This is a genomic window from Pyxidicoccus fallax, from assembly GCF_012933655.1.
GTDB lineage: Bacteria > Myxococcota > Myxococcia > Myxococcales > Myxococcaceae > Myxococcus > Myxococcus fallax.
The window spans coordinates 1-15,738 of sequence record NZ_JABBJJ010000132.1 but is presented as its reverse complement, the minus strand read 5'-3'; the positions used below and the strand labels follow the sequence as shown (position 1 = coordinate 15,738).

16 protein-coding genes are annotated in these 15,738 nt (G+C 69.8%); 10 read left to right on the top strand and 6 right to left on the bottom strand.

What is annotated here, in order from left to right:
- Nucleotides 1–16: 16 nt before the first annotated feature.
- On the bottom strand, nucleotides 17–841 hold the full coding sequence (locus tag HG543_RS26215; RefSeq protein WP_169347597.1) for an SDR family oxidoreductase: 825 nt from the start codon (nucleotides 839–841) through the stop codon (nucleotides 17–19).
- 6 nt (nucleotides 842–847) lie between these two features.
- On the bottom strand, nucleotides 848–2,083 hold the full coding sequence (locus HG543_RS26210) for an acyl-CoA dehydrogenase family protein (RefSeq protein WP_169347596.1): 1,236 nt from the start codon (nucleotides 2,081–2,083) through the stop codon (nucleotides 848–850).
- An 82-nt stretch (nucleotides 2,084–2,165) separates the two neighbouring features.
- On the opposite strand from HG543_RS26210, the gene HG543_RS26205 reads away from it, so the two are divergent.
- The 5 genes from HG543_RS26205 to HG543_RS26185 all read left to right on the top strand — a co-directional run bounded on the left by HG543_RS26205 (nucleotide 2,166) and on the right by HG543_RS26185 (nucleotide 6,498).
- Complete coding sequence (locus HG543_RS26205) at nucleotides 2,166–3,092, top strand: LysR family transcriptional regulator (protein WP_169347595.1); 927 nt, start codon at nucleotides 2,166–2,168, stop codon at nucleotides 3,090–3,092.
- Between the two features lie 170 nt (nucleotides 3,093–3,262).
- Nucleotides 3,263–4,459 (top strand): cytochrome P450, encoded by a 1,197-nt coding sequence (locus HG543_RS26200; RefSeq protein ID WP_169347594.1) that lies wholly within the window; start codon nucleotides 3,263–3,265, stop codon nucleotides 4,457–4,459.
- Between the two features lie 107 nt (nucleotides 4,460–4,566).
- Nucleotides 4,567–5,085: an immunity protein Imm33 domain-containing protein gene (locus tag HG543_RS26195; RefSeq protein ID WP_169347593.1), complete on the top strand. Its 519-nt coding sequence runs from the start codon at nucleotides 4,567–4,569 to the stop codon at nucleotides 5,083–5,085.
- A 119-nt stretch (nucleotides 5,086–5,204) separates the two neighbouring features.
- Nucleotides 5,205–5,489, top strand: coding sequence for a hypothetical protein (locus HG543_RS26190; RefSeq protein ID WP_169347592.1), 285 nt, complete (start codon nucleotides 5,205–5,207; stop codon nucleotides 5,487–5,489).
- Nucleotides 5,490–5,586: 97 nt separating this feature from the next.
- Complete coding sequence (locus HG543_RS26185; protein WP_169347591.1) at nucleotides 5,587–6,498, top strand: hypothetical protein; 912 nt, start codon at nucleotides 5,587–5,589, stop codon at nucleotides 6,496–6,498.
- Nucleotides 6,499–7,331: 833 nt separating this feature from the next.
- Here HG543_RS26185 and HG543_RS26180 read toward each other — a convergent pair.
- Nucleotides 7,332–8,180 (bottom strand): aldose epimerase family protein, encoded by an 849-nt coding sequence (locus HG543_RS26180; RefSeq protein ID WP_169347590.1) that lies wholly within the window; start codon nucleotides 8,178–8,180, stop codon nucleotides 7,332–7,334.
- Between the two features lie 7 nt (nucleotides 8,181–8,187).
- Complete coding sequence (gene pruA, locus HG543_RS26175) at nucleotides 8,188–9,843, bottom strand: L-glutamate gamma-semialdehyde dehydrogenase (protein ID WP_169347589.1); 1,656 nt, start codon at nucleotides 9,841–9,843, stop codon at nucleotides 8,188–8,190.
- A 178-nt stretch (nucleotides 9,844–10,021) separates the two neighbouring features.
- Here pruA and HG543_RS26170 point away from each other — a divergent pair, with 178 nt between their 5' ends.
- Genes HG543_RS26170 through uraH form a run of 5 tightly spaced genes read left to right on the top strand, consistent with a single transcriptional unit; the run spans nucleotide 10,022 to nucleotide 14,729 of the window.
- The gene (locus HG543_RS26170) at nucleotides 10,022–11,467 is read left to right on the top strand and encodes an FAD/NAD(P)-binding protein (RefSeq protein WP_169347588.1); all 1,446 of its coding nucleotides are present in this window, start codon (nucleotides 10,022–10,024) and stop codon (nucleotides 11,465–11,467) included.
- The gene (gene allB, locus HG543_RS26165) at nucleotides 11,464–12,834 is read left to right on the top strand and encodes an allantoinase AllB (RefSeq protein WP_169347587.1); all 1,371 of its coding nucleotides are present in this window, start codon (nucleotides 11,464–11,466) and stop codon (nucleotides 12,832–12,834) included. The genes HG543_RS26170 and allB overlap by 4 nt, the downstream gene beginning before the upstream one ends.
- A 25-nt stretch (nucleotides 12,835–12,859) precedes the next feature.
- Complete coding sequence (gene alc / locus HG543_RS26160) at nucleotides 12,860–13,882, top strand: allantoicase (RefSeq protein WP_169347586.1); 1,023 nt, start codon at nucleotides 12,860–12,862, stop codon at nucleotides 13,880–13,882.
- Complete coding sequence (gene uraD / locus HG543_RS26155; RefSeq protein ID WP_169347585.1) at nucleotides 13,879–14,388, top strand: 2-oxo-4-hydroxy-4-carboxy-5-ureidoimidazoline decarboxylase; 510 nt, start codon at nucleotides 13,879–13,881, stop codon at nucleotides 14,386–14,388. The genes alc and uraD overlap by 4 nt, the downstream gene beginning before the upstream one ends.
- Complete coding sequence (gene uraH / locus HG543_RS26150) at nucleotides 14,385–14,729, top strand: hydroxyisourate hydrolase (RefSeq protein WP_169347584.1); 345 nt, start codon at nucleotides 14,385–14,387, stop codon at nucleotides 14,727–14,729. Before uraD ends, uraH begins: the two co-directional genes overlap by 4 nt.
- Nucleotides 14,730–14,742: 13 nt before the next feature.
- Here the strand turns inward: uraH and HG543_RS26145 are convergent, their stop codons facing one another.
- Both HG543_RS26145 and HG543_RS26140 read right to left on the bottom strand, forming a co-directional pair.
- Nucleotides 14,743–15,150, bottom strand: a complete 408-nt coding sequence (locus tag HG543_RS26145; protein WP_169347583.1) for a response regulator — start codon at nucleotides 15,148–15,150, stop codon at nucleotides 14,743–14,745.
- Between the two features lie 183 nt (nucleotides 15,151–15,333).
- Nucleotides 15,334–15,672, bottom strand: coding sequence for a hypothetical protein (locus tag HG543_RS26140; RefSeq protein WP_169347582.1), 339 nt, complete (start codon nucleotides 15,670–15,672; stop codon nucleotides 15,334–15,336).
- Nucleotides 15,673–15,738 lie beyond the last annotated feature (66 nt).

Here is a 15,738-nt window from a genome sequence, read left to right as displayed (position 1 = left end):
CATTCTGTCCTCCTCCTCAGCTCGGGGTCGGCTCGGTGCGCGGGCGCATCCGGGACATTCTCTTGCGCATCACCTTCGCGTAGATGTCCCGCGGGAGGAAGCGCTTCATCATCCAGGCCTTGCGGCCCTCCTCGTGGGGCAGGACGTAGAACTCGCGCTGCTGTACCGCCTGGAAGACGTTGTCGGCGATGTCGTCCGCGGTGATGGGCGAGCGCTCCAGCAGCCGCGCCATGGTGGTGCTCAGGCGCGGGTCCGTGGTGCGCAGCGAGTCTCCCAGGTTCGTCTTGAAGAAGGACGGGCAGACCACGCTGACGGCGATGTTCGCCTCGGCCAGCTCGTTGTGCAGCGTCTCCGACAGCGAGACGACGGCCGCCTTGGTGGCGTTGTAGCTGCTCATCATCGGCACATCGAGCAGGCCCGCCATGGAGGCGACGTTGACGAAGTGCCCATGGCCCTGCCGGCGGAACACGGGGGTGAACACCCGGCAGCCCCGCACCACGCCCAGCAGGTTGATGTCGATGATCCACTTCCAATCATCGATGGACACGTCCTCGATGGCGCCGGCCTGGGCGACGCCCGCGTTGTTCACGACCACGTCCACGCCGCCCCAGCGCTTGCCCAGCTCCGTCGCGGCGGCGCGCAGGTCCTCCTCGCGCGTCACGTCGCAGCGCAGGAAGAACGCTTCCACGCCGAGCGCGGTGAGCGCGGACAGTGTCTCCGCGCCCCGGGCCTCGTTGAGGTCGCCGATGCAGACGTTCCACCCCGCGCGGGCGAAGCGCAGGGCCATGGACCTGCCGAGCCCGCTGGCGCCACCGGTGATGAAGATGCGCTGGTTGGCCATGACGGGTCAGCTCCGGGAGAAGCCGCGCTTGGCGAGCTCGATGCGGGCGATGAGGCCCTTGTGCACCTCGTCCGGGCCGTCCGCGAGGCGCAGCGTGCGCGCCTGGGCGAAGAAGCCGGACAGCATCGTGTCCTGCGACACGCCGGCGCCGCCGTGAATCTGGATGGCGTCGTCCACCACCTTCTGGAGCACGTTGGGCGCGGCCACCTTGATGGCGGAAATCTCGGTCATCGCCCCCAGGGCGCCGACCTGGTCCATCTTCCACGCGGCGTAGAGCGTCAGCAGGCGCGCCTGGTCGATGGCGACGCGCGCCTCGGCGATGCGCTCGCGGTTGCCGCCCAGGTTGAGCAGCTGCTTGCCGAAGGCGGTGCGCTTCATGCCCCGGTCAATCATCAGCTCCAGCGCCTTCTCCGACGCGCCGAGGCAGCGCATGCAGTGGTGGATGCGGCCGGGGCCGAGGCGGCCCTGGGCAATCTCGAAGCCCATGCCCGGCCCGGAGATGATGTTGCTGAGCGGCACGCGCACGTTGTCGAAGTGCACCTCGCCGTGGCCGTGCGGGGCGTCGTAGTCGCCGAACACCGGCAGCATGCGGCGGATCTTCACGCCCTTGGCGTCCAGGGGGACGAGCACCATGGAGTGCTGGTGGTGGCGGTCACCCCCGGTGTCGGGCGTGCGGGCCATGAAGATGATGATCTTCGCCTTGGGGTGGCCCAGGCCGCTGGACCACCACTTGCTGCCATTGAGGACCACCTCGTTGCCGTCGACGACGGCGGTGGCCTGCATGTTGGTGGCGTCCGAGGAGGCCACGTCGGGCTCCGTCATGCAGAACACCGAGCGGATGTCGCCCGCGAGCAGCGGCTTCAGCCAGCGCTCCTTCTGCTCCTCGGAGCCGTACTTCCAGAGCACCTCCATGTTGCCGGTGTCCGGGGCGCTGCAGTTGAAGACCTCGGGGGCGATGAAGCTGCGGCCCATCTCCTCGGCCAGCGGCGCGTACTCCAGCACGCTGAGGCCGGCGCCGAGCTTCGCGTCCGGCAGGAAGAGGTTCCACAGGCCCTCCGCCTTCGCGCGGGCCTTCAGCTCCTCCATGACGCTCGGCACCTTCCACGTCTTCCAGTCACCGCCATCACAGGTGGCGTTGACCTCCTCGCGGTAGCGGGACTCGACGGGGTCGATGTGCTCGCGCATGAACCGCTTGATGCGCTCCAGATAGTCCTTGGTACGGGCGCTCGGTTCGAAGTCCATCGCGGGTCCTCCTGAAGGTGGGTGCCAGCATCCTGAACATCCCCCGCTTGATGCATCCACTGAATGTTGGTCATGTGTTCCCATGAACCGAATTCAGGATTCGGCCCGGCTCGCCCGGCTGGACCTCAACCTCTTCCGGGTGTTCGACGTCGTCCTCCGGGAGCGGAACCTTACGAAGGCCGCGGAAGTGCTCTTCCTCAGCCAGTCGGCCGTGAGTCATGCGCTCGCCCGCCTGAGGGACCAGCTGGGCGAGCCGCTCTTCGTGCGCGAGGGGCGCGGGGTGGCACCCACGCCCTTCGCGGAGCGGCTGGCGCCGGAGATTCGGGAGGCACTGGCGCTCCTGGACGGGGCGGTCCAGCACACGCGGGGGTTTGACCCGAAACGGGACGTGGGGCACTTCACCCTCGCCATGAGCGACATGCTGGAGCCGTCCCTCTTGCCGCACTTCGTGGCGCGGCTGCGGGAGCGGGCTCCCGAGGCGCGCATCGCCAGCGTCCGGTTGGACCGGGCGCGGCTGGAGCGGGACCTCGCGTCGGGGCGGTTGGACTTGTCCATCGACGTGGAGCAGCCGACGAGCGCGGACCTGCGCCATGCGCCGCTGCTGCGGGACACGTTCTGCGTGGTGAGCCGGAAGCGGCGCCGGCTGGACGTGGCGGCGTACATGGCGTCCCAGCACGTCACCGTGTCCTCCCGCCGCACGGGGCTGGCCGTGGAGGACCTGGTGCTCAGCCGCCTGGGCTACCAGCGCGAGGTCGCCGTGCGGTGCCGGCACTACGAGACGGCGTTCCACATCGTCGCCGGGTCGGACCTGCTGCTCACCATGGCGCGCAGGCGCGCGGAGGCGCTGCACGCGCTGCTGGGCAACCACGTGCTGCCGATGCCGCTGTCGCTCCCGCGACTGGAGTTGCACCTGTACTGGCATCGGCAGTCGGACGCGGACCCGCGCAACCGGTGGCTGCGTGAGGAGTTGCTGTCGCTCGCGGGGGAGCTGGCCTCGGAGGCGAGGTAGGACGCCGGGGCCGGAGGTGCGAATCCGTACCGCGGGTTTCGCTCACGGAGACAACCCGTCAGGGAACGTGGCTCCGTAGAACCGGATGTACGGTGTGGGGGGCTGAAGTCGGGTGTGTCGTTGGTACCCCAGGCTTCCCGCGTCGCCGCACCCAGGCGAGGATTCTGTTCATGAGCGGACGCGTGAATCTGTTGGTGCCCGAGGTCCGGGCGAATCCCTATCCGACCTATGCCGAGCTGCGTCGTGGCCCCGTGTGCCAGGTGGACCCGGGTGGCTACTGGGTGCTCACCCGGTACGAAGACGTGGTGGCGGCCTTCAAGAACCCACAGGTGTTCTCCAACATCGGCATGCGCATCGCGACGAAGCCGGCGTGGCTGGGGCACAACCCGTTCGGGGACTCCATGATTGGCATGGACCCGCCGAACCACACGCGGCTGCGGACGCTGGTCAACCGGGCCTTCGGTCCGCCCGCGCTGGCCCGCCTGGAGCCGCGCGTGCGCGCCTTCGCGGGCGCCATCGTGGACCGGCTGCCGGAAGGGCAGCCGACGGACATCGTGGACGGGTTCTGTCTGCCGCTGCCCGCCAGCGTCATCGGCGAGCTCATCGGCCTGGACCCCACGCAGCACCTGCTCTTCAAGCGCTGGGCGGATGACCTCACCAGCATCTCCGCGATTGGCCCCAAGCCCGAGAGCGAGACGCCGCGCATGGCGGAGATTCGCGCCACGGTGAAGGAGACGGAGCAGTACATGAGCAAGGTGCTGGCCAGCCGCCGCGTGGAGCCGCGCGACGACCTGGTGACGGACCTCATCAACGCGCGCGTGGACGGCGAGGCGCTCACGGACGCGGAGTTGATGAACTTCATGTTCCTGCTGCTGGTGGCTGGGCTGGAGACGACCATCCACCTGATGAGCCACTCGATGCGCATCCTGATGGAGCGGCCGGAGTTGGTGGCGCGCCTCAAGGCGGAGCCCTCGCGCATCCCGCGCTTCGTGGAGGAGGTGCTGCGCTACGAGCCGCCGGTGCAGGCCATCATGCGCGTCACCACGGGCGACACGGAGATTCGCGGCGTGACGATTCCGAAGGGCTCGCCGGTGGCGCTGATGATTGGCGCGGCCAACCACGACGACTCGCACTTCCCCAGGGCGGACAGCTTCGACATGGACCGCGAGGGGACGAACAACCTGCCCTTCGGACACGGCGTGCACTTCTGCCTGGGCGCGCCGCTGGCGCGGATGGAGGCGCGGCTCGGCCTGGAGGCGCTGCTGGCGCGCTTCTCGCGCTTCACGCCGGCCGGGCCGCTGGAATGGAATCGCTCCATGACGGTGCGTGGGCCGGTGAAGATGCCCGTCGTGGCTCACGCGAAGTGAGCCGCGCCGGAGTGGCCAGACGCTTCGAGCGGGACATTGGAGGACGGAGGTTCGTTCTCCAGTGTGATGAGCGGCTGGCCCGGCAGGCGGAGTCAGTCCTCGGCACGATGGCACGGATGCACGCGGGAGGTGCTCGCTTCGAGGACGGTCAGTCCTTCGACTTTGGTGGGATGTGGTTCTCGCTGTCCCGGCACGGCGAGGAGCTGTGGGTGGGGCGGCCCGTGGTTGAAGGGCAGGCCATCCTCGGAGCGGAGGCGGATGTCACTCCGCTCCTGACGTGCCTCGTGCGTCAGCTTGCCCTGGCGTCCCGCGTGGGAGCGGCGCCGGTCGAGGCACGGCTGGTCGACAAGGTGGTCCTGGAGCGCGGCTGCCTGGATCTCCCGAGGGTGTACCTGGAGCGCATTGAGGCGGGGCAGGGTGACTCGGGCTGGTTCATCGGTGACGCGGAGCGAGACGAGGGGAAAGGTCGGGACCGGGAGCTGATGGCGCTCTCTGTCTGGCAGCTCTTCCACCTGCGCCCCGCACTCCTGGACGTCCTGGCCCTGCCTCCCGGCTTCATGGTCATCCTGGGTGGGGAGGCCATCGAAGCCGTCGTGAATCCGTCCAACGAGAACGTGTGGAAGTAGGGACACTCGCGGCAGCAAGGCGGAACCGCGGCGCCTTCCTGGGAAGACGAACGTGGCACGTGGGTCAGCTTTCGCTTGTCAGTCCGTCAAGGTGCGGGAGGGATTGTCACGGCGAAGGGATGGGTATGGCGCTGGCGAGGAAGGGCACGCGAGCGCTGACCGTCGACGGGACGCGGTATCGCTGGGTCGTGGCCCCTGATGATGAGCCGGGGCTGGGCATCGTGGTGGAGGCTGCTGATTCCCCGGGGCTGCGCATGGTGGCCTGGGTCGAGCACGGCAACACCATCTCCCCCTGGCTGGTTCGTGAAGCCATCCTTCGAGCCCTGGCCCAGGGATGGCAGCCGCAAGCACGCGGGCCTGACTTCGTGCTTCGGCTCCCTGCTCACCTGCGGCGCGGTGTATGAAGCGGGTTCTCCGCCGTGCCACGGAGCGGCTGCGCCAGAGCCTTCGGCGGAGAAGTATCTGCACATCCGAGCCAGCACTCGGGAGGTCCGTTCCCCGATGAATGAAACTCGCCGGTGGGACCGCTTCGCCGTCGCCGTCCTGTTTGTCACCGTCATGGGGGCGTGCGCCAACACCACCACGTCTCGGTACCCGGACGGCACCGGGGCGCCGACTCCGTACCAGTACGTGCTGGAGACGCGGGTGGTCACCACGTCCGCGAAGCGAGGGACGATTTCCGACATCACCTACCGCGCGGAACTCTTCCCAGACCCGGAGGCTCCGGGGAACTTCATCGGCCCGGGGTACTACTTGGGCTTCCAGGTCGGCTGCGGTGATGACCCCACCCGGGTCGAAGTGGAGGGAGACCTGGATGCTTCGGTCAGCGAGCGGAGCAGGAACCAGGTCATCTACACCCTGACCACCACCGATTGGCGCTGGCCCAGGCATTCCAAGCGCGCGGAGGAGGAAGAGGAGGAACTCTCCGAGGAGGAGCTGGAGAAGCTCGCGGCCCTGGGCAGCGTCCAGAACGTCCTCGAGGGCGTGAAGCTGAAGGGGACGCGCACGGTGGCCACCCGGACCTCGGTCGCGGACAGCGGCTCCGGCTGCGCGGGTGAAGTCACCACCGCCATCACGGAGACGGTGGACCGCCTTCCCATCGAGAACGTGCTGCGAGCCGTCGCCAGGGTGTCGCGGGTCACGCTCCGCGGCGAGGTGGCCGTGCTGGATGGCTCGCTCTCCACGCCGCCGCACCGGATTGGCCGCTACGAATGGAAGCTCTCTCCGGACGACTCCTGCCCGAAGGGTGTCCGGGAGATGACGTACACGGAGAAGGTCGTCAGCGTGATGCTGCTGTGTGGAATGAACGCGACCCTCACGGTGACCGAGAAGGAGGGAAGCGCCGATGCCAGCGCCCCCGGCTCCATGAGGGCCGACTCCATCACCGCGTCGCTCCCCGTGGGCGGTCGCTAACCTGCCCCTTTGCAGCCTCCAGCTCGGTCAAGGCGTCGTTCCGCGGCACCCCGTGACTCCCGAGCCCGCGCGCGTGTCAGCCCCTGTCTTGGCCTCATGGATGGCTCGAAGGGCACGAAGCCGGATGGCCTGCCAGGTCCTCCCAGGGCGTGGGCCGCCCCCTGCCCGGTATGTCAGCCCCACCGGTGGGCGGGTCGTCATGGAGGAATGGTTCCTCCAGCGAGACGGCGGCGTCGTGGAGGAATGGTTCCTCCAGCGGGGTGGCGCCGTCGCGGAGGAATGATTCCTCCAGCGAGACGGCGGGGTCGTGGAGGAATGGTTCCACCAGCGGGGGGGCGCCGTCGCGGAGGAATGATTCCTCCAGCGAGGGCGGCGCCCGAAGGGCGGGGAGGCGGACGGGGATGGGGTCCTCGGAGGGCCCCTACGAGATGACGCTGCGCGAGTCAGCGGCGGCGTTGGCCGAGCGCGGCTATGGGCACGTGCGCGCCGAGGAGCTGGCGAGGCGGGGAGGATGTCGGTGGGCAGCTTCTACCGGCGCCATGGCAGCAAGGCGGGCTTCGCCCAGCAGGTGCGCCAGTGGGCCGAGGGTGACATCTGCCGCATTGCGTGGGGTTGCTTCGAGATGGAGGTGGCTCGTCCGGAGAGCACCTGGCCATCCGGACTCGCTGCGGCCGGAGGCGCTGGGCGGTCAGGCGCGAGAGTTGGTGCGGAAGGTGCTGGCGCACGGGGAGCGCCGGGGGGCGCTGGCGCCCGGAAGCGTGCGGGTGGGCGAGGGGCTCATCTGGGAAGCACTGCTGGAGGAGGTTGGCAAAAGAGCCCGAGCGCCGCCTCGCTCACGCCTCGATGTCGAACACGAGCGAGGCCCTATCTCCAGGCTTCACGTGCAAGAGCCCCTGACCGGTGGCGAGCGCACCCGCCGCCGCCGTCCACGGCTCCACGCAGACGAAGTCCTTCCCCTTCAGCGTCCACACCACCAGCAGGCGGAACTCCGGGCTCCACGACAGGCGCACCGGCCGGCTCCCCGGCCCGCGCTCCAGCGTCGTCCCCGGCTTCGAGTGGTCCCTCAGGTGCAGGTCCACTTCGTCCGCCGTGAGGTCCAGCCCGCTATAGGGCACTTCCTGCTTCACCCGGTTGTCCCACGCGTGCGTGGCGTTCGTCTCCACGCCCGCCCGTGCCTTCATCGCCTCCGGCACCCGGAAGTACGGGTGGTAGCCCAGGTGCAGCGGCATGGGCTTGGGGTCCTGGTTCTCCACGTCGAAGGCCAGCGTCAGCCGCGTGCCCACCAGCGAGAAGGTGAGCTGCGCGTCGAACCGCCACGGGAACTGCCGCCGCGTCTCCACGGTGGAAGACAGCCCCACCACCAGCAGCGAGTCCTCCGCCTGCCGCACCTTCCACGGCAGCTTCCTTGCGAAGCCGTGCTGCGGCAGGGAGTACGACTCGCCATCCGCCGGGTACGTGTCCCCCGGCAGCGGGCCCGCGTTGGGGAAGAGGACGGGAATGCCGCCACGCACGTTCTTCGCCGGGTCGGCGACGGTGGCTTCGTCGAGGTAGAACACCTCGTCTCCGTCCACCGTCATCCGCGTGACGAGGGCGCCGCGAGAGGGAATCACCTCCACGCGGCACCCGCCGTCCACCAGCGCGTACGTGTCCAGGCCCGCGATGCCGGGGAATGGACCGCTCATGGCTTCCTCAGATGGCCCCTTCGTTCGGGTCGCTGTCCATGAAGGGGTAGGGCACCTTCACGGGCGGCACGAAGGTCTCCTTGATGGTGCGGGGGCTCGTCCAGCGGATGAGGTTGAGCGCGGAGCCCGCCTTGTCGTTGGTGCCGGACGCGCGCCCGCCGCCGAACGGCTGCTGGCCCACCACCGCGCCCGTGGGCTTGTCGTTGATGTAGAAGTTGCCCGCCGCGTGCCGCAGCTCGCGCAGCGCCGTGTCGATGGCCTTCCTGTCCCTCGCGAACACCGCGCCGGTGAGCGCGTAGGACGCCGCCTGGTCGACTTCCCGCAGCGTCTCCTCGTAGCGCGCGTCCGGGTAGACGTGGATGCCCACCACCGGGGCGAAGATCTCCTCGCGCAGGATGCGGTGACGCGGGTCGTTGAGCTGCACCAGCGTGGGCTTCACGAACCAGCCCTCCTTCGAGTCCGCCGTGCCGCCCGCCACGATGCTCGCCTGGCCCGCGTCCTTCGCCAGCTCCAGGTACGACGACGTCCGCTTGAAGGACTTCTCGTCGATGACCGCGCCCATGAAGTTGCGGAAGTCCGTCACATCGCCCATGCGAATCTCGCTGACGAGCGCCTGGAGACGGGGCTTGAGCTTCGGCCACAGCGACTCGGGGACGAAGACGCGGCTGGCCGCCGAGCACTTCTGGCCCTGGTACTCGAAGCCGCCGCGGACGATGGCCACCGCGAGCGCCTCGAGGTCGTCCGCCGCGGAGGCGTGCGCGACGATGAAGTCCTTGCCGCCCGTCTCACCCACGAGCCGCGGGTACTGCTTGTATCGGGAGATGTTCTCGCCCACCGTGCGCCACATCGCGTTGAACGTGGGCGTGGAGCCGGTGAAGTGGATGCCGCCCAGCAGCGGGCTGGCCATGGCCGGGTTGCCCACCGTCGGGCCGTCGCCGGGGAGCATGTTGATGACGCCGTCGGGCAGGCCCGCCTCGCGCATCAGCTCCATGATGTACCAGGCGCTCAGCGCCGACGTGGACGACGGCTTGAAGAGCACCACGTTGCCCATCAGCGCCGGCGCCGTGGCCAGGTTGAGGGCGATGGACGTGAAGTTGAACGGCGCCACCGCGAGGACGAAGCCGTCCAGCGGGCGGTAGTCCGACATGTTCCACGTCTGCGGCGCGTTCTCCGGCTGCATGGAGAGGATCTGCTCCGCGAAGTGGACGTTGTAGCGCAGGAAGTCCACCGCCTCGCACGTGGCGTCAATTTCCGCCTGGTGGGCCGTCTTGGACTGACCCAGCATGGTGGCGGCGTTCATGATGGGGCGATAGCGCGTGGCCAGCAGCTCCGCGGCGCGCAGGAAGATGGCGGCGCGCGACTGGAAGGGCATCCGCGCCCACTCGTCCTTCACGGACATGGCCGTCTGGATGGCCTGCTCCACGTGGCTGGCGTCGGCCTCGTGCAGCGTGGCCAGCACGTGCGAGTGCTTGTGCGGCATGCGCACCGTGTCCGTCTTGCCGGTGCGGATGTGCTTGCCGCCGATGATGACGGGAATGTCGATCTGCTCGCCGCTCATGCGCTTGAGCACGGCTTGCAGCTCGCGGCGCTCGGGCGTGCCGGGCGCGTGGGAGAGGACGGGCTCGTTCTTCGGCGGCGGGACGCGGGTATGGGCGTTGATCACGCTGGCTGACCTCAGGGTAGGAGGCGGAAACGAAGGGCGTGGAGCATAACCATCCCGCTCCGCCCGGGCAGCGAGTAAGCGGAGGCGTCCCAGCAGTCAACCCTTTGATTTCCGGGGAGTCCGTTGTCATCCGGGTGACATTGTCTTACGCCCCCAGTGCGGGGCTACGATGTGGGCCATGCGCGTCCTCCCTCGGAGTCCTGAAGCGCCGCCGTCTCCTGGTCTCACCGCCCTGGAAGATGCGATTCGCAGGGACCTCGAACGGTTGGAGTACCCCAAGCGACCGTGGGTGCAGCCGCGCCTCACGCGGGCCGGGCAGCCCGTCCTGGACGTGCTCGTCATCGGCGGCGGGCAGAGCGGGCTCACCGCCGCCTTCGGGCTGATGCGCGAGCGCGTCACGAACCTGCTCGTGGTGGACGACGGCGAGCCGGACCTCGCCGGGCCCTGGAAGACGTTCGCGCGGATGCACACGCTGCGCACGCCCAAGCACCTCACCGGCCCGGACCACAACCTCCCCAACCTCTGCTTCCAGTCCTGGTACGAGGCCCAGCACGGCGAGCACTCCTGGGCCTCCGTGGAGCGCATCCCGAAGGAGCTGTGGGCGGACTACCTCAACTGGTACCGCCGCACGCTCGAAATCCCCGTGCGCTGCCGCACCCGCGTGGGCGCGCTGACGTGGAGCCCGGAGGAGGAGTGCTTCATCGCCCCCCTGCACCACACCCGGGAGGGCGACGCCGGGGTGCTGTACGCGCGCAAGGTGGTGCTGGCCACTGGCATGGACGGCTCGGGCCGCTGGGAGGTGCCGTCCGTGGTGGCCGGCCTGCCGCGCGAGCTGTACGCCCACACGCGCGACGACATCGACTTCGAGACCATGCGGGGCCGCACCGTGGGCGTGCTGGGCGCGGGCGCCTCCGCCTTCGACAACGCCGCCGTGGCGCTGGAGCACGGCGCCGCCGAGGTGCATCTCTTCTACCGCCGCAAGACGCTGCCCACCGTCAACCCGTACCGCTGGGCGGAGTTCGTGGGCTTCCTCAAGCACCACGCGGACCTGCCGGACGCGGACAAGTGGCGCTTCATCCACCGCATCATCGAGATGGGGCAGCTGCCCCCCGCGGACACGTTCCGCCGCGCCCGCTCCTTCCCCCAGTTCCACCTGCATGCGGAGAGCCCGTGGCTCGCCGCGGAGGACGTGGGCGGCAAGGCCCGTGTCACCACGCCGCATGGCCAGTTCACCTTCGACAAGCTCATCGTCGGCAGCGGCACGGTGACGGACCTGTCGCTGCGGCCGGAGCTGGCGCGCCTGTACGAGGACATCGCGCTGTGGCAGGACCGCTTCATGCCGCCCAAGGGGCAGGCGCATGCGGACCTCCTCCGCCACCCGTACCTGGGCGAGCACTTCGAGCTGCAGGAGAAGCACCCGGGCCGCGCGCCGTATCTCGCGTCCATCTTCAACTTCACCTTCGGCTGCCTGCTGTCGCTGGGCTTCGGCGGGGCCAGCATCTCCGGCATGAAGTACGGCGTGCCGCGGCTGGTGCGCGGGGTGACGCGGCAGCTCTACCTGGATGACCGGGACGCGTTCTTCGACTCCCTGGAACGTTACGACGAGAAGGAATTCGAGCCATGAGCAGCGGTGAGGACTTCGTGCTGAGGAGCCGGCGCGTGCTGACGCCGGGAGGCTTGCGCGAGGCGGCGGTGGTGGTGCGCGAGGGGCGGGTGGCCGCGCTGGTCTCCCCCTCGGACGTGCCCGCCGGCCTGCCGGTGACGGACGTGGGCGACAAGGTGGTGATGCCCGGCGTGGTGGACAGCCACGCCCACATCAACGAGCCCGGCCGCACCGAGTGGGAGGGCTTCGAGACGGCCACGCGCGCGGCGGCGGCCGGTGGCATCACCACCGTGGTGGACATGCCGCTCAACTCGCTGCCGCCCACCACCACCCTGGACGCGCTCCTCCTCAAGGCCCGTACCGCCTGGAGCCGCTGCCACGTGGACCATGCCTTCTGGGGCGGCGTCATCCCCGGCAACGCGCACGAGCTGGAGGGCCTCATCGACGCGGGCATCTCCGGCTTCAAGTGCTTCCTGTGCCCGTCCGGCGTGGACGAGTTCCCTCCCGCGGACCGCGCGGTGCTCGACGTGGCGATGCCCATTCTCGCCCGGCGCGGCGTGCCGCTCATCGTCCACGCGGAGCTGGAGTCTCCGGTGGAGGGCAGCGGGGGCGCGAATCCGCGCACGTACCGGGGCTACCTGGAGTCCCGGCCGAAGCGCTGGGAGGACGACGCCATCCGGATGATGGTGGACCTGGCGCGCAAGCACCGCTGCCGCGTGCACATCGTCCACCTGTCCTCGGCGGACGCGCTGCCCATCCTCCGCGAGGCCCGGCGCGAGGGCCTGCCCGTCTCCGTGGAGACGTGCCCGCACTACCTCTCCTTCACGGCGGAGGAGATTGAAGACGGCGCCACCCACTTCAAGTGCGCGCCGCCCATCCGCGAGGCGGAGAACCGCGAGCGGCTGTGGGCGGGGCTGGCCGACGGGGACATCGAATTGGTGGTGTCGGACCACTCGCCCTGCACGCCGGCCCTGAAGCACCTGGACCGGGGCGACTTCGGCGCGGCGTGGGGCGGCATCGCTTCGCTCCAGCTCAGCCTGCCGGCGGTGTGGACGGAGGCGCGGCGGCGCGGGCATGGCCTGGAGTCGCTCGTGCGCTGGATGTGCGAGGCCCCGGCGCGGCTGGTGGGCCTGTACGGCGTGAAGGGCACGCTGGCGCCCGGCGCGGACGCGGACCTCGTGGTCTTCGACCCCGAGGCGTCCTTCTCCGTGGAGCCCACGCGCCTGTTGCACCGCCACCCGATTACGCCCTACGCGGGCCGGACGCTGTCGGGCGTGGTGGAGATGACGTTCCTGCGCGGAACGAAGGTCCATGAGCGCGGTGAGTTGTCGCCGCGCCCCCTGGGGAAATGGGTGCGCCGCCCCGTCGCGGCGCGCGTCGCTGCCTGACTCAACTGGAGAGAGAACAGACACCATGCACGCACCCGAAGAGGGAAAGCTGCGCGTCGGCTTCACGGAGTTCATCGACCTCGCGGCGGAGAACGTGGGCGGCCGCGCCCTGCTGGCCAGCGACGAGTTCTTCGCCGGCAAGGAGAACCTCCTGAAGCCCGGCCGGGGCGTCTTCATCCCCGGCAAGTACACCGAGCAGGGCAAGTGGATGGACGGCTGGGAGTCGCGCCGCAAGCGCGTGCCGGGCCATGACTGGTGCATCCTCCAGCTCGGCCTGCCGGGCGTGGTGCGCGGCGTGGACATCGACACCAACCACTTCCTCGGCAACTTCCCCGAGTACGCCTCGGTGGACGCGCTGGAGGTGGAGGGCTCGCCCCCGGCCGAGTCGCTGGTGGACGCGAAGTGGACGCGCATCCTCCCGCAGCTGCGGCTGCAGGGTGGCTCGCGCAACCTCTTCCCCATCGCCAGCGAGCAGCGCTGGACGCACCTGCGCCTCAACATCTACCCGGACGGCGGCGTGGCCCGCTTCCGCGTGCACGGCGAGGTGCGGCCGGACTTCGAGCGCCTCATGCGCGCGAATGGCTCGGTGGACCTGGCGGCGGCGGAGAACGGCGGCACGGTGGTGGCGTGCAACGACGCCTTCTTCGGCCCCAAGGACAACCTCATCCTCCCGGGCCGCGCCGCCAACATGGGCGAGGGCTGGGAGACGCGGCGCAAGCGCGTGCTGCCGGGCTTCGACTGGATTGTGGTGAAGCTCGCCGTGCCGGGCACCGTGCAGAAGGTGGAGGTGGACACCGCGCACTACAAGGGCAACTTCCCCGAGTCCGCCTCCATCGAGGGCTGCTACCTGCGCGAGCCGGTGGTGGACTTCGCCAACGCGCACGACATCGCATGGACGGAGCTGTTGCCACGCACGAAGCTGCGGGCGGACCACCGGCACTTCTACGAATCCGAGCTGCGCGCGCAGGGGCCCTTCACCCACGTGCGCCTGCGCATCTACCCCGACGGCGGCGTCAGCCGGCTGCGGGTGCACGGGCGGCCGGCATGAGCGGGCTGGAGCGGCTCAACAAGATGATGTCCTCGGAGGCCCGCGCGGAGCTGCTGCGCTGCTGCGGCTCCTCGCGCTGGGCGGATGGCATGGTCCGCTCGCGTCCCTTCCGCGACGCGGAGCACCTGCTCGCCGAGGCCGCGTGGCTCTGGAAGCAGACGGGGCCGGAGGACTGGCGCGAGGCCATCACGCACCACCCGCGCATCGGCGACGTGTCGCAGCTGCGCGCGAAGTTCGCCTCCACCGCCACCTGGTCCTCGCAGGAGCAGGGTGGGGTGGTGGGCGCCGACGAGGCGGTGCTCCAGGGGCTGGCCGACGGCAACGCCGAGTACGAGCGGCGCTTCGGCTTCATCTTCCTCGTGTGCGCCACCGGGAAGAGCGCGGCGGAGATGCTGGCGCTCCTGCGCGAGCGGCTGGACAACTCGCCCGACGAGGAGCTGCGCATCGCCGCCGAGGAGCAGGCGAAAATCACCCGCATCCGACTGGAGAAGCTGCTGGCGTCATGAGCACTCTTTCCACCCACGTCCTCGACACGCACCGGGGCCGCCCGGCCTCTGGCGTCCCCATCACCCTCGAAGTGCAGGGGCATGACGGCGCCTGGAGGGAGCTGGCGCGCGGCATCACCAACGACGACGGGCGCGTGCGCGACTTCCTGCCCGCGGGCGCCCGCGTGGAGCCGGGCATCTACCGCATGGCCTTCGACACCGGGGCGTACTTCCGCGCGCTCGGCGTGAGGGGCTTCTACCCGTCCGTGTCGGTGGTGTTCGAGCTGACGGCGCCGGACGAGCACTACCACGTCCCGCTGCTGCTGAGCCCCTTCGGCTATTCGACCTATCGGGGGAGCTGAGGCCCGTGGCGCGTCAGCGCTGCTTGCCCATGGCCGCGTCGAGGGGCGGGCCCTCGCCGTCGTGTCGCAGCAGCCGGTGGATTTCGGCGATCATCACCTGTGGCTTCGCCGGCTTGACGAGGTAGGCGTCCGGCTGGCCCTGCTCGCGGGTGACGCCCTCGCGGGCCGTGTAGCCGCTGACGAAGATGACGGGGATGTCCTCCAGCGACGGCTCGGCGCGGAACCGGCGGCACAGCTCGTACCCGTCCATGCCGTCCATGTTCACGTCGGACACGAGCACGTCGGGCGGCTGGGCCAGGGCCTGCGCGAGGCCGGTCTCTCCGTCGGGCGCCGTGGTGCAGTCGAACTCGCCAGACAGCAGCAGACGCAGCGTCTCGCGCATGGTCCACGAGTTCTCGACGATGAGCACCTTCGGCTTCACGGCACACCCGACTCCCAGGGTTCGGGATGCGCTCGGCCCGGTCCGGCGCTCCCTTTCGCCTTGTGTTGAGTCCCCAGCATCCCCGCACCGCGAATTCACGGCAAGAGGTCCCCGTTGCCCCTGGTCGGGGCGGGGGGGCCCCATGGGGCGATTGCCCTTCAGTGAACGGGCCGGAGGCGGGTGCTACTCCTCGGGTGGGGGGTTCACGAGGCCCCGGCGGGACACCTCGGAGTCCGCCTCCTCGTCGCCGCGAGCCTCGCGCTCGGGCACCTTCTCCGTCGTCCACTCCTCGCCGCGCTCCACCCGCGCCTCCCAGTCCGTGTCGGCGATGGGGCCGGGGCTGACGTCGCGCTCGCTGTTCAGCCGCCGGGCCGTCTCGGCCGCGCCGCGGTCCTGGGCGTCCTCCAGCTGCCCCCGGTTGCGCGGCTGGAAGTTCTCTCCCGCGTGGAAGCCCGCCTGCTGGTCATCGCCGATGTCCCGGGGCCGTTCGTCCTTCGGGCCCTTGCCCTTGTTGCCCGCCATGGTGTCGCCTCCGTGCGTACCTCGTGCCCGACTCAAGTTCAGAAGCAGCGGCGCGCCGGGCAACCG

Excerpts from the sequence above, each read along its gene's own strand:
- HG543_RS26215 (WP_169347597.1), bottom strand. The coding sequence starts at position 841 with ATGGCCAACCAGCGCATCTTCATCACCGGTGGCGCCAGCGGGCTCGGC.
- HG543_RS26210 (WP_169347596.1), bottom strand. The coding sequence starts at position 2,083 with ATGGACTTCGAACCGAGCGCCCGTACCAAGGACTATCTGGAGCGCATC.
- HG543_RS26205 (WP_169347595.1), top strand. The coding sequence starts at position 2,166 with ATGAACCGAATTCAGGATTCGGCCCGGCTCGCCCGGCTGGACCTCAAC.
- HG543_RS26200 (WP_169347594.1), top strand. The coding sequence starts at position 3,263 with ATGAGCGGACGCGTGAATCTGTTGGTGCCCGAGGTCCGGGCGAATCCC.
- HG543_RS26195 (WP_169347593.1), top strand. The coding sequence starts at position 4,567 with ATGGCACGGATGCACGCGGGAGGTGCTCGCTTCGAGGACGGTCAGTCC.
- HG543_RS26190 (WP_169347592.1), top strand. The coding sequence starts at position 5,205 with ATGGGTATGGCGCTGGCGAGGAAGGGCACGCGAGCGCTGACCGTCGAC.
- HG543_RS26185 (WP_169347591.1), top strand. The coding sequence starts at position 5,587 with ATGAATGAAACTCGCCGGTGGGACCGCTTCGCCGTCGCCGTCCTGTTT.
- HG543_RS26180 (WP_169347590.1), bottom strand. The coding sequence starts at position 8,180 with ATGAGCGGTCCATTCCCCGGCATCGCGGGCCTGGACACGTACGCGCTG.
- HG543_RS26170 (WP_169347588.1), top strand. The coding sequence starts at position 10,022 with ATGCGCGTCCTCCCTCGGAGTCCTGAAGCGCCGCCGTCTCCTGGTCTC.
- allB (WP_169347587.1), top strand. The coding sequence starts at position 11,464 with ATGAGCAGCGGTGAGGACTTCGTGCTGAGGAGCCGGCGCGTGCTGACG.
- alc (WP_169347586.1), top strand. The coding sequence starts at position 12,860 with ATGCACGCACCCGAAGAGGGAAAGCTGCGCGTCGGCTTCACGGAGTTC.
- uraD (WP_169347585.1), top strand. The coding sequence starts at position 13,879 with ATGAGCGGGCTGGAGCGGCTCAACAAGATGATGTCCTCGGAGGCCCGC.
- uraH (WP_169347584.1), top strand. The coding sequence starts at position 14,385 with ATGAGCACTCTTTCCACCCACGTCCTCGACACGCACCGGGGCCGCCCG.
- HG543_RS26140 (WP_169347582.1), bottom strand. The coding sequence starts at position 15,672 with ATGGCGGGCAACAAGGGCAAGGGCCCGAAGGACGAACGGCCCCGGGAC.